The organism is Pseudomonas sp. 273 (genome assembly GCF_029201425.1).
GTDB lineage: Bacteria > Pseudomonadota > Gammaproteobacteria > Pseudomonadales > Pseudomonadaceae > Pseudomonas > Pseudomonas delhiensis.
On record NZ_CP116775.1, the window covers coordinates 3,654,503 to 3,666,178 of the forward strand.

9 protein-coding genes are annotated in these 11,676 nt (G+C 69.9%); 8 read left to right on the forward strand and 1 reads right to left on the reverse strand.

Translation table 11 applies throughout. The features are described 5' to 3' along the window. Positions 1 to 29 precede the first annotated feature (29 nt). Positions 30 to 2,153, forward strand: coding sequence for a PQQ-dependent dehydrogenase, methanol/ethanol family (locus tag PKO50_RS16680; protein ID WP_275630358.1), 2,124 nt, complete (start codon positions 30 to 32; stop codon positions 2,151 to 2,153). Positions 2,154 to 2,163: 10 nt separating this feature from the next. On the opposite strand, the gene PKO50_RS16685 is transcribed toward PKO50_RS16680, so the two are convergent. Beyond that, the gene (locus PKO50_RS16685) at positions 2,164 to 2,868 is read right to left on the reverse strand and encodes a Crp/Fnr family transcriptional regulator (protein WP_275630359.1); all 705 of its coding nucleotides are present in this window, start codon (positions 2,866 to 2,868) and stop codon (positions 2,164 to 2,166) included. Positions 2,869 to 3,087: 219 nt separating this feature from the next. On the opposite strand from PKO50_RS16685, the gene PKO50_RS16690 reads away from it, so the two are divergent. The 7 genes from PKO50_RS16690 to PKO50_RS16720 all read left to right on the forward strand — a co-directional run bounded on the left by PKO50_RS16690 (position 3,088) and on the right by PKO50_RS16720 (position 11,670). After that, on the forward strand, positions 3,088 to 3,855 hold the full coding sequence (locus PKO50_RS16690; RefSeq protein WP_275630360.1) for a class II aldolase/adducin family protein: 768 nt from the start codon (positions 3,088 to 3,090) through the stop codon (positions 3,853 to 3,855). Between the two features lie 11 nt (positions 3,856 to 3,866). After that, positions 3,867 to 4,844: an NAD(P)-dependent oxidoreductase gene (locus PKO50_RS16695; RefSeq protein WP_275630361.1), complete on the forward strand. Its 978-nt coding sequence runs from the start codon at positions 3,867 to 3,869 to the stop codon at positions 4,842 to 4,844. Continuing rightward, positions 4,841 to 5,143, forward strand: coding sequence for a Dabb family protein (locus tag PKO50_RS16700; RefSeq protein WP_275630362.1), 303 nt, complete (start codon positions 4,841 to 4,843; stop codon positions 5,141 to 5,143). The genes PKO50_RS16695 and PKO50_RS16700 overlap by 4 nt, the downstream gene beginning before the upstream one ends. Positions 5,144 to 5,951: 808 nt before the next feature. Beyond that, positions 5,952 to 7,652, forward strand: a complete 1,701-nt coding sequence (locus PKO50_RS16705; protein WP_275630363.1) for a long-chain fatty acid--CoA ligase — start codon at positions 5,952 to 5,954, stop codon at positions 7,650 to 7,652. Positions 7,653 to 7,807: 155 nt separating this feature from the next. Next, positions 7,808 to 8,482: an alpha/beta fold hydrolase gene (locus tag PKO50_RS16710; RefSeq protein WP_275630364.1), complete on the forward strand. Its 675-nt coding sequence runs from the start codon at positions 7,808 to 7,810 to the stop codon at positions 8,480 to 8,482. Between the two features lie 128 nt (positions 8,483 to 8,610). Further along, the gene (locus PKO50_RS16715; RefSeq protein ID WP_275630365.1) at positions 8,611 to 10,227 is read left to right on the forward strand and encodes a wax ester/triacylglycerol synthase family O-acyltransferase; all 1,617 of its coding nucleotides are present in this window, start codon (positions 8,611 to 8,613) and stop codon (positions 10,225 to 10,227) included. Positions 10,228 to 10,314: 87 nt separating this feature from the next. Continuing rightward, the gene (locus PKO50_RS16720) at positions 10,315 to 11,670 is read left to right on the forward strand and encodes an MFS transporter (RefSeq protein ID WP_275630366.1); all 1,356 of its coding nucleotides are present in this window, start codon (positions 10,315 to 10,317) and stop codon (positions 11,668 to 11,670) included. Positions 11,671 to 11,676: the final 6 nt, after the last annotated feature.

Genomic DNA, 11,676 nt, shown 5'->3' on the forward strand with positions numbered 1-11,676 from the left:
GCCAATGGCGGCACCATGGGGAACCAACCATGAAAGCACCTTGGAATACCGGGGCTGTGCTCCTGCTGCTCGCGGCGCCGCTGGCCTGGCCGGCCGGCCCGGCGGCGGTCGACGCCCGGCGCCTGAATGCCGCCGACAGCGAGCCCGGCAACTGGATGAGCACCGGCCGCACCTACGGCGAGCAGCGCTATTCGCCGCTGGAGCAGGTCAACGAGGGGAACGTGGGGCAGCTCGGCCTGGCCTGGGACTACGGCTTCGGGCTGGACCGCGTCGTCGAGGCCACGCCCCTCGTGGTGGACGGCGTGATGTACACCACCAGCGCCTACAGCATCGTCCACGCGCTGGACGCGCGCACCGGCGAGCTGCTGTGGAAGTACGACCCCGGGGTCTATCGCGGCATCCAGGGCTCGGGTTGCTGCGACGCGGCCAACCGCGGCGTGGCGGTGTGGAGCGGCAAGGTCTACGTGGGCGTGTACGACGGCCGGCTGGAGGCCCTGGACGCCCGCGACGGGCAACGCCTGTGGTCGGTGGACACCGTGCTCGACCACGGGCGCAACTACACCATCACCGGCGCCCCGCGCATCATCAAGGGCAAGGTGGTGATCGGCAACGGCGGCGGCGAGTTCGGCGTGCGCGGCTACGTCACCGCCTACGATGCCGAGACCGGCGCGCAGGCCTGGCGCTTCTTCACCGTGCCGGGCGACCCGGCCAAGGGCGACGAGACCGACACCATCGGCATGATCCGCAAGACCTGGTTCGGCGACCAGTACTGGAAACAGGGCGGCGGCGGCACCGTGTGGGACTCGATGGCCTACGACGCCGAGCTCGACCTGCTCTACCTCGGCGTCGGCAACGGCGCCTTCTGGAACTATGGCCAGCGCTCCCAGGGCAAGGGCGACAACCTGTTCCTCTCCTCCATCGTCGCGGTCCGCCCCGACAGCGGGCGCTACGTCTGGCACTACCAGACCACGCCGGGCGACGCCTGGGACTATACCGCCACGCAACACATCGTCGTCGCCACCCTGCCCATCGACGGCAAGCCGCGCAAGGTGGTGATGCAGGCGCCGAAGAACGGCTTCTTCTACGTGCTGGACGCGGCCACGGGCAAGCTGCTCTCGGCCGCCCAGTACGCCCCCAGGGTCAACTGGGCCAAGGGCGTGGACAAGGACAGCGGCCGGCCGATCATCGACCTGGAGGCGGCCGACTACTGGAGCAAGGGCGAGGCCAGGCTGGTGTTCCCCGGCTCCCAGGGCGGGCACAACTGGCAGCCGATGAGCTACAGCCCGAAGACCGGCCTGGTCTACATCCCCACGCAATCGACGGCCGACATCCATCACCCGAAGGCGAAGCTGGATACGCCCGCCAAGGGCCGGTGGAACACCGGCCTGGAGTTCCCGCCGATGCCCAGGGACAGCAGGAGCATCGACGAATTCGCACGGATCTACACCGGCAAGCTGCAGGCCTGGGACCCCGTGCGGCAGCGGGAAGCCTGGTCGGTGCCCTACGCGCAGATCGCCAACGGCGGCACCCTGGCCACCGCCGGCAACCTGGTGTTCCAGGGCACCCACGATGGCCGCCTGCTGGCCTACGCGGCCGATAGCGGCAAGCTGCTGTGGCAGCGCGAGGTCAGCAGCGGCGTGGTGGCCGCGCCTGTCACCTACAGCGTGGACGGCGAGCAGTACGTGACCTTCAGCAGCGGCTGGGGCGGCTCCTACCCGATCACCTTCGGCGCCCTGTCCGAACGCACGCGCACCGTGCCCGACGCCCGGGTGTTCACCTTCAGGCTCGGCGGCACCGCGCCCATGCCCCAGGTCAGGCGGCGCGCCATACAGCTGCCCGAGCCACCGCCGATGACCGCCGACGCGGCCACGGTGGCGGCCGGCGACCAGCTGTTCCGCGAACACTGCGGGGTGTGCCACGGCCTGGGCGCCTTCAGTGCGAACGTCATTCCCGACCTGCGCTACATGACGGCGCAGACGCACGAGGACTTCCAGGGCATCGTCGCCGGCGCACGGGCCGGCCGGGGAATGCCGCCGTTCGCCGGCCGGCTGACGCCGGAGCAGGTGGAGCAGATCCGCGCCTACCTGATCGAGCGCGCCCACGACCGGCGCGCCGAACTGCAGGCCGCGGGCCAGCCGCCCTCGGGCACCTAGGCTTGGTGGGCTAGCGGTCCGGCCGCTCCTGGGTCAGGGTTTGCAGGGCGTCCGGGCGCAGCAGCAGGAGCTGGCCATAGCGCTGCCGGATCAGGCCCTGCTGCTCCCACTGCTTGAGCACCTGGTTGACACGCTGGCGGGTGGCGCCGATGAGCTGCGCCATGGACTCCTGGGATAGCCGCAGGTCCAGGCTCACCCCCTCCTCCGCCTTCGCCCCGAAGGCTTCGCTCAGGCCCAGCAGGCGCCCGGCCAGGCGCTGCTCCAGCGACTGCGTGGAAAAGGCGGAGAAGGCCACCAGCATGGTGCGCAGGCGCGACACCTCCAGGTCCAGCAGCATGCGCACCAGCGCCGGGTGGCGGTCGCACAGCTCACCCAGGGCCAGCGGGCTGATGTGCAGCACCTGGGAGGGTACGTGGGCATGGGCGTCGTGCAGGCGCGTGCTGTGGTCGAGCATCGACACCTCGCCCAGCCAGCTGCCCGGTTCGTAGAAGTTCAGCACCGCCTCCTGGCCGTCGCGGGTGGTGTTGCTGAGCCGGATGATGCCCTGCAGCACGATGTACAGGCCGTCCGGCGGCTCGCCGCAGCGGAACAGCTGCTGCCCGCTGTTCAGCGCGCGGACGCCGGCGCGGGCCAGCATGTCGTCGCGCACTGGCGCCGGCAGGCCGCCGAACCAGGGGCTGGCCATCAGCACGGCCAGATGCGACTCGGACAACATCGAGGGAAGGTCACGCCTGCAGGCTCCATGGATACGGGACGGTGCCGCTCATTATTCGGCCGCCCGGCGAGCCGCACAAGGCGTGCCGGCAGCTTCCCCCGTCGACGAGTGCCTGCGGGCTAACGCCACCGTCCAGGCGTCAAATTCAGGACAGTTGCCGGGCCGCGCCAGGACGTAGCCTGCGGTGCTCCACCACAACACCGACAAGAAGGAAGCACCATGCCCCACGAACTCGCCCTCCCCCATGTGCGCGACCAGGTGAGCGACGAAGAATGGCGACTGCGCGTCGACCTGGCCGCCTGCTACCGGCTGGTGGCGCTGTACGGCTGGACCGACCTGGTCTTCACCCACATCAGCGCGCGCATCCCCGGCCCCGAGCATCACTTCCTGATCAACCCCTACGGCCTGCTGTTCGACGAGATCACCGCCTCCAACCTGGTGAAGATCGACCAGAACGGCGACAAGGTCATCGACGGCCCCTACAACGCCAACCGCGCCGGCTTCGTCATCCATAGCGCCATCCACGCCGCGCGCCATGACATCCAGTGCGTGCTGCACACCCACACCAGGGCCGGCGTGGCGGTCAGCACCCAGGAATGCGGCATCCTGCCGATCAGCCAGCAGTCCACCTTCGTGCTCTCCTCGCTGGGCTACCACGACTACGAGGGCGTGGCCCTGCGCGACGACGAGAAGCCGCGCCTGCAGGCCGACCTCGGCGACAAGCTGTTCTTCATGCTGCGCAACCATGGCCTGCTCACCGTCGGCCGTAGCATCGCCGACGCCTTCCTCAACATGTACACCTTCGAGACCACCTGCCAGATCCAGCTGGCGGCCCAGGCCGGCGGCAAGCTGATCGAGGTAGACCCGCGGATCATCGAGGGCGTGGCCGAGGTGGCGCACAAGCAGACCGGCGGCCAGGGCGGCGACTTCGTCTGGCCGGCGCTGCTGCGCAAGCTCGACCGCATCGACACCAGCTACCGCGACTGAAGGAACGAGCGATGAGCGAAAAACCCTGCATCGCCCTGTCGCGCCAGGTGCCCGATGCGCTGTTGGGCAACCTGCGCGCCCATGCCGACATCCGCATGCCGGACCAGGGCATCCCCGAGGACCTCGCCGGGCTGCTGGGCGAGGCCGACTACGCCCTGGTGGTGCCCGGCGACCGCATCGACGCCGCGCTGCTGGCGCGCTGCCCGCGGCTGAAGGTGCTGAGCACCGTCAGCGCCGGCTTCGACCACATCGACGTGGCCGCCTGCACCGCCCACGGCACCCGCGTCTGCAACACGCCCAAGGCCGTCGCCGCGGCCACCGCCGACCTCGCCTTCGGCCTGCTGCTGGCCGCGGCCAGGCGCATCGTCGAGGCCGACACCTTCGTCCGCGGCGGCGGTTGGCGCGCCGACTCCTCGCCGTTGTTCGGCCAGGACGTGCACCACAAGCAGTTGGGCATCCTCGGCCTGGGCGGCATCGGCAGGGAGCTGGCCAAGCGCGCCCGCGGCTTCGACATGGACGTCACCTACTGCAACCGGCGCCGCCTGCCGGAAGCGGAGGAGGCCCGGCTGGGCGTGCGCTACCTGGACTTCGACAACCTGCTGGAACAGAGCGACGCGCTCATCCTGCAACTGCCCTACAACGCCGCCACCCACCACATCATCGACGCGAAAGCGCTGGCGCGGATGAAGCCCCAGGCCATCCTGATCAACACCGCCCGCGGCGGCCTGGTGGACGAGAACGCACTGGCCACGGCCCTGCGCGAAGGCCGCCTGGCGGCAGCCGGGCTGGACGTCGCCGAGGACGAACCGGCGGTGAACCCGGCGCTGCTGCCCCTGAGCAACCTGGTGCTGTCGCCGCACAACGGCGCCTCCACCCGCGAGACCCACCGGCGCATGACCCTCGAGGCCTTCGACAACCTGCTCGACGCCCTGCGCGGCGAACCGCTGCGCAACTGCATCAACCCCCTGCCAGAGGAACATTGCGCATGAGCGTGCAGAGCGTAGTCATCACCTGGCTGAAGGAGCCGGGCAACCTCGAACACATCGCCCGGCTGACCGCCGCCTGCGAAAACCTGCGGCAGATCCCGGGGGTGCGCGAGGTCCGCTTCGGCCCCCGCGCCAGCCTGGGCCGCAATGGGCCGGACGAGAGCTTCGACTTCGGCACCATAGTCACCTTCGAGTCACTGCAGGCGGCCCAGGACTACGGCCCCCATCCCATGCACCTGCAGGCGGCGCAGCTCACCCTGCAACTGGCCGAGCGCTTCCAGAGCTTCTATTTCGAAACCTGAGTTGGGGCTAGAAAATCGCGGACGGAGTCCCACACCGCCACCGCTGTCCCACCTGTAGGAGCGCGCCCTGCGCGCGATTCGCGGGCAGGGCCCGCTCCTACAATGGGGCGACATGGGAGACGCGAATTTCGATCCAGTCACTCCCGCGAACGACGGAGCCCAGAAGACAGTTGCTCCTACGTCCGCGCTCGACCGTAGGGCGAATAACCGTTCGCGGTTATCCGCCGCTCGCTGGCGCACCGGTACCCGGCGGCGGCGGATAACGCCGTAGGCGTTATGCGCCCTACGGGTTGGAAAGAGGCGGCGCAGCCTGCAAGACAGTTGCTCCTACCCCACGCCCACCTCCTGCAGGTTGACGCTGAACGTCTCATTCATGCCGGGCAGCCCCCTCTCCCGCTTGCGGGAGAGGGTTGGGGAGAGGGAGCGGAGCCAAGCCGATACGCCGAAGTCACGGGTGAATCCAATTCGCGAGCAAGCTCGCCCCTACGGGTGGCACCCGCTCTTGCCTGCCGCCTGCCGCCTGCAATGACGTAGGCGTTATCCGCCCTACGGTGCCTCCCCGGACTCCGTCCGCGATACCGCCGGCCAGGCCGACGCCAAGCGCCATCAGCCCCATGAATCCCCCGCCCTCCATTCCGCTGATTGCGCCACAAGGCCCGTCCCAGAGCCTCTCCGGCGCCCATCCATCAGCCTTTGGTACGAATCTCCAGCGCCCTCGCCGGCAGTTTCTCCACGCCGCAAATTCCGGACAGTTCATACCCCGGTACCAGCCTCACCATGCCTGCAAAACAATAAGGAGACACTTGCAGTGCAAACCCCCTGGACCCGCTCATACCCTGCCGGCGTACGCTGGGACAACGACCTCTCCGGCCTCAGCGTGCTGGACATGCTCGACGATTCCGTGCGCCGCTGGCCGGACCGCCCGGCCATCGACTTCATGGGGCGCAAGGTCGCCTACCGCGAGTTCGCCTCGCTGATCGACCACGCCGCCAAGGGCCTGCAGGACCTGGGGGTCGGCCCCGGCGTCCACGTCGGCCTCTACCTGCCCAACGTGCCGCAGTACGCCATCGCCTTCTTCGCCATCCTGCGCGCCGGCGGCACCGTGGTGAACTACTCGCCGCTGGATGCCGGCGACGTGCTGGCGCACAAGATCGAGGACAGCCGCACCGACATCCTCGTCACCCTCGACCTGGACAGCCTCTACCCGCTGATGGAGCGCCTGCTCCAGAGCACCCGCCTGCACACCCTGGTGGTGGGCTCGCTGGGCGACTTCGGCGCGCAGCCGCGGGAGACCCGCGCCCGCCTGCAGCAGGAGGGCCAGCTCGCCCAGGTGCTCTACAGCGAACAGTGCCTGCCCTTCGAGCAACTGCTGGACAACGACGGCAACTGGCAGCCCCACCCGCTGCCGCCGCTGGACCAGGCCCTGGCCGTGCTGCAGTACACCGGCGGCACCACCGGCCTGCCCAAGGGCGCCATGCTGACCCACGCCAACCTCGGCGCCGCCGCGGCCCAGGTGGCGATGATCAACGTCGACAACGACCAGCGCCTGCACGAGGGCCGCGAAAGCATCCTGGTGGTGCTGCCGCTGTTCCACATCTATGCCCTGGTCGGCTGCCTGCTGTTCCCGGTGGCGGTCGGCGCCGAGATGCGCCTGCACGTGCGCTTCGACGCCGGCGCGGTGCTGCGCGACATCCACGACAACCGGGTGAGCTGCTTCCCCGGCGTGCCGACCATGTTCACCGCCCTGCTCAGCCACCCGCAGGTGGGCGAGTACGACCTGCGCTGCCTGAAGATCTGCGCCTCGGGCGGCGCGCCGCTGCCGGTGGAGCTGATGCAGCAGTTCAAGGCCCTGACCGGTTGCCAGATCACCGAGGGCTGGGGCATGACCGAGACCTGCACCGGCGGCACCTTCACCCCGGCCGAGCGGCCCAGGGCCGGCTCCTGCGGCATCCCGCACATCGGCGTGGACATCTGCTTCCTCGACCTCGACGCCCCCGAACGCAAGGTGCCGCTGGGGCAGAACGGCGAGCTGGCCATCCGCGGGCCGAACATCATGCGCGGCTACTGGAACGCCCCCCAGGCCAGCGCCGAAGCCTTCACCGCCGACGGCTACTTCCGCACCGGCGACGTCGGCTACATGGACGAGGACGGCTACATCCACATCGTCGACCGTACCAAGGACATGCTCCTGTGCGGCGGCTACAACGTCTACCCGCGGGTGATCGAGGAAGCCATCTACGCCCACCCGGCGGTGGAGGAAGTCATGGTCCTGGGCATTCCCGACGCCTACCGCGGCCAGTCGCCCAAGGCCTACGTCAAGCTGCGCGCCGGCCATGCCCCCTTCGACCTCGACGGGCTCAAGGCCTTCCTCAAGGACCGCCTGGGCAAGCACGAGATGGTGCAGGCCCTGGAAATCCGCGCCGAACTGCCCAAGACCGCCGTGGGCAAGCTCTCCAAGAAGCTGCTGAAGGACGAGATCGCAGCTGCCCAATCACCCAGCAACACCTGACCCGTACCCCCGTACAAGGACACCGTCATGCCCTCGATCTTCCCCGCCTCCATCACCGCGCCCTTCCGCCGGCACCCCGTGGAGCGCCGCCCGTCCCCCTGCTCTGGGCGCTGGAATCGCGCGCCCTGCTGGAATGGGCCTCGATCCCGGCCGCCATGCCCTGGCTGCTGCTCAACGTGCCGCGCGGCGATGGCCACAGCGTGCTGGTGCTGCCCGGGCTGATGGCCAACGACTACTCCACGCTGCCGCTGCGGCGCTTCCTCGCCAGCCGCGGCTACGACGTCCATGGCTGGGGCCAGGGCCTCAACCGCGGGCCCGGCGAAGGCGTGGTGGACAGGCTGCTGGCCCAGCTGCAGCAGTTGCACGAGGATTCGGGACGCAAGGTCAGCCTCGTCGGCTGGAGCCTGGGCGGCATCTTCGCCCGCGAGCTCGCCCGCGCCCTGCCGGGCAACGTGCGCCAGGTGATCACCCTCGGCAGCCCGCTGTACGGCCCGCCGCAGAGCAGCACCAACGCCTGGGAGCTGTACCGCCTGGTGCGCAGCTTCAAGCGCGATGCCGAGGAACGCGGCGAGGAGGCGCCGCCGGTGCCCACCACCTCCATCTACAGCCGTGGCGACGGCATCGTCGGCTGGGGCGGCAGCGTGGAACGGCGCGGCCGCCTGACCGACAACATCGAGGTCAACTGCGCCAGCCACATCGGCCTGGGCGTGCACCCGCTGGTCTGGTACGCCATCGGCGACCGCCTGGCGCAACCGGAGGACCAGTGGCGGCAGTTCCGCCCGCGCGGCCTCAAGCGCGCCCTGTTCCCCTTCCGCGCGCCGAAACGATGAGGAACTGAACCGCCCGCCGCAACGGGCCTTGCGAGCAATTTCCCAGCAACGACAAGAACAAGGTTGGTGACGCGATGAAACATCTGAGCGGGATGGACGCCATATTCCTGCATATGGAATCGGCCGAGATGCCCACGCACATTGGTTCGCTCCATGTGCTGCAACTGCCTGAAGGCTACGAAGGCGACTTCTACGAAGAGGTCAAGCGGTACCTGGCCGGGCGCCTGCACCTGGCGACGGTCTTCACCCGCAAGCTGGCGTTCATGCCCTTCGACTTGTCGGACCCGGTCTGGGTCGAGGACGAACACCTGGACCTGGAGCACCACATCCGCCACATCACCCTGCCCAAGCCGGGCAGCAACCGCCAGTTGCAGCAGGTGGTCGCCCGCGCCCACTCGAGCCTGATGGACCGCAGCCGGCCGCTGTGGGAAATCACCATCATCGACGGCCTGCGCAGCGGCGAGGTGGCGCTGTACGCCAAGGTCCACCACGCCAACGTCGACGGCCAGGCCGGCATCGAGCTGGTCCGCGCGCTGTTCGACGACGTGCCCAGCGGCCGCGTCATCCCGCCGGCGCCGCCGCGGCTGCGGCGCAACCCGTACCAGCTCGGCGTCGCCGAACTGGCCGGGGCGGCCATCGGCAACGCCGGCCGCCAGTACGTCAAGCTGGCCCGGATGCTGCCGGACATGCTGCGCGCCGGCCGCAGCCTGCTGCCGGTGGTGGGCGACAGCAGCCTGCGCAACTGGCGCAACCTCGACCCGCGCAAGCTGCTGGCCCCGCGCACCCCGCTGAACGTGGCCATCACCAACCAGCGCAGCTTCGCCGGGCGCACCGTGCCCCTGGCGGAGATCAAGGAAATGGCGCGCCAGCTGGAGGTGAGCTTCAACGACGTGGTCATGGCCACCGTCTCCGGCGCCCTGCGCCGCTACCTCAAGGCCAGCGGCGAGCTGCCGGAGAAGCCCCTGACCGCCGCGGCGCCGGTGAGCCTGCGCGCCCCCGGCGACGACACCGCCAACAACCAGGTGAGCATGCTGGCCATCGACCTGGCCACCAACGCGGCCGACCCGCTGGAGCGCCTGCGCCGCATCAACGCCTCCTCGACGCAGCGCAAGGAGGCGATGAACCGCTTCCGCTCGGCCATCCCCATGGACTTCCCGATCTTCGCCGCGCCCTGGCTGCTCTCCGGCCTGGCCGCCATGTACGGCCGCTCGCGCCTGGCCAACTGGATGCCGCCGCCGGCCAACCTGGTGATCTCCAACGTCACCGGCATTCCCATGCAGCTGTACTTCGCCGGCGCCAAGGTGCTGTGCTACTACCCGGTGTCCATCCCCAGCCATGGCATGGCCCTGAACGTCACCGTGACCAGCTACCACGACCGCCTGGACTACGGCCTGATAGCCTGCCGCCGCGCCCTGCCCGACCTCAACGACCTGGGCGACCACCTGCTGGCCGAGCACCGCCGCCTGCTCGAACTGGCGCGCGACAAGGCCGCCGTGGCGACGCCGCAGGGCAAGGCAAGCGACACTCCCGCCGGGCCGAAACGCCCCCGCAGCGCCCCCAGGGCCGCCACCGCCAAGCAGGGCGACGCCCGGGGCAAACCGGCCGCCAAGGCCGGCCACCCCGTCAAGGCGCTGCCCAAGGCCAGGCCGGCCACCCCGCCGCGGCGCAAGGTGAACGGCGCCGCGGCGCAACAGCCCAGCCCCGCGCCGCAGCCGGCAGCGGTCGAAACCACCCAGGTCCAGTAGTCCCGGCGCCGGTCCGCCGCGCGGCGGCCCCACAAGGGCCAGGCGCGGCGGCCGGCACCCCGTGGTCGACCTCCCCCGGAGCCTCGCATGTCCACACTCATCAGCGCGCCCGCGGCGGCGCAAAGCGGCCTGGCGCCCCACGGCAACGTCGAAGCCGTCTACGCCAGGATCACCCGCCGCCTCATCCCCTTCCTGTTCATCTGCTACCTGCTGAACTTCATCGACCGTGCGAACATCGGCTTCGCCCAGCTGCAGATGAAGACCTCGCTGGGCTTCAGCGATGCCGTCTACGGCCTGGGCGCGGCCATGTTCTTCGTCGGCTACGTGCTCTTCGAAGTGCCCAGCAACATGCTCCTGCAGCGTATCGGCGCGCGCCTGACCATCATGCGCATCATGCTGCTCTGGGGCCTGGCCTCCAGCGCCACGCTGCTGGTCACCACGCCCACCCAGTTCTACCTGGTGCGCTTCCTGCTCGGGGTGTTCGAGGCCGGCTTCTTCCCCGGCATCGTCCTCTACCTCACCTTCTGGTACCCGCCGCAGCGCCGCGCCCGGGTGCTGGCGCTGTTCTGCATGGCCCAGGTGGCCGCGGCCTTCATCACCAGCCCGGTGTCGGGCTGGATACTGAAGAACATGCACGGGCTGCACGGCTGGGAAGGCTGGCAGTGGATGTTCTTCATCGAAGGCATGCCCACGGTGCTGCTCGGCCTGCTGGTGCTGTGGCTGCTGCCCAACGGCCCGCAGGACGCCAGGTGGCTGAGCGCGGACGAGCGCGAGCTGCTGCGCCAGGGCCTGCAGGGCACGGCCAGCGACAGCGAGGCCAGCGGCGGCCACGGCAAGGGCGCGCTGGCCGCGGTGCTGCGCGACCCGCGCATCTACCTGCTGGCCTTCGGCGCCTTCGTCTCCGGCTGCGCCGGCTACTTCCTGGCCTTCTGGACACCGACCATCATCCGCGAGCTGGGCGTGGCCGACCTGCAGATGGTCGGCCTGTACGCGGTCATCCCCAACGTCTTCGCGCTGTTCGCCATGTTCTGGTACGGCCGCCGCTCCGACCGCCGCAACGAACAGCGCCTGCACTGGACCGCAGCCTTCATGGCCGCCAGCGCCGGCTTCCTGCTGCTGGCCTGGGCCATCGGCAACGGCAGCCTGGCCTGGACGCTGGTCGCCATCACCGCCGGCGGCTCGGCCCTGGTGGCGGCCACCCCGGTGTTCTGGGCCATGGTCACCCGCTACCTGGAGCGCGAGCGCGCCGCCGTCGGCATCGCCCTGGTCAACACCCTGGCCAGCGTCGCCGGCATCAGCCCGGCCGTGGTCGGCGCCATCAAGGCCCGCACCGGCAGCCTGGACGACGCCATCTACCTGCTCTGCGCGCTGTTCGTGATCGCCGCCCTGGCCATGGCGCTGGGCATGCGCAAGGCCCTGGCGAACACCGAACAGCCGGCCTGAACCCCG

What these genes read in the sequence shown, in the direction of transcription:
- PKO50_RS16680 (WP_275630358.1), top strand. Translation starts at nt 30, where the DNA reads ATGAAAGCACCTTGGAATACCGGGGCTGTGCTCCTGCTGCTCGCGGCG.
- PKO50_RS16685 (WP_275630359.1), bottom strand. Translation starts at nt 2,868, where the DNA reads ATGTTGTCCGAGTCGCATCTGGCCGTGCTGATGGCCAGCCCCTGGTTC.
- PKO50_RS16690 (WP_275630360.1), top strand. Translation starts at nt 3,088, where the DNA reads ATGCCCCACGAACTCGCCCTCCCCCATGTGCGCGACCAGGTGAGCGAC.
- PKO50_RS16695 (WP_275630361.1), top strand. Translation starts at nt 3,867, where the DNA reads ATGAGCGAAAAACCCTGCATCGCCCTGTCGCGCCAGGTGCCCGATGCG.
- PKO50_RS16700 (WP_275630362.1), top strand. Translation starts at nt 4,841, where the DNA reads ATGAGCGTGCAGAGCGTAGTCATCACCTGGCTGAAGGAGCCGGGCAAC.
- PKO50_RS16710 (WP_275630364.1), top strand. Translation starts at nt 7,808, where the DNA reads ATGCCCTGGCTGCTGCTCAACGTGCCGCGCGGCGATGGCCACAGCGTG.
- PKO50_RS16715 (WP_275630365.1), top strand. Translation starts at nt 8,611, where the DNA reads ATGCCCACGCACATTGGTTCGCTCCATGTGCTGCAACTGCCTGAAGGC.
- PKO50_RS16720 (WP_275630366.1), top strand. Translation starts at nt 10,315, where the DNA reads ATGTCCACACTCATCAGCGCGCCCGCGGCGGCGCAAAGCGGCCTGGCG.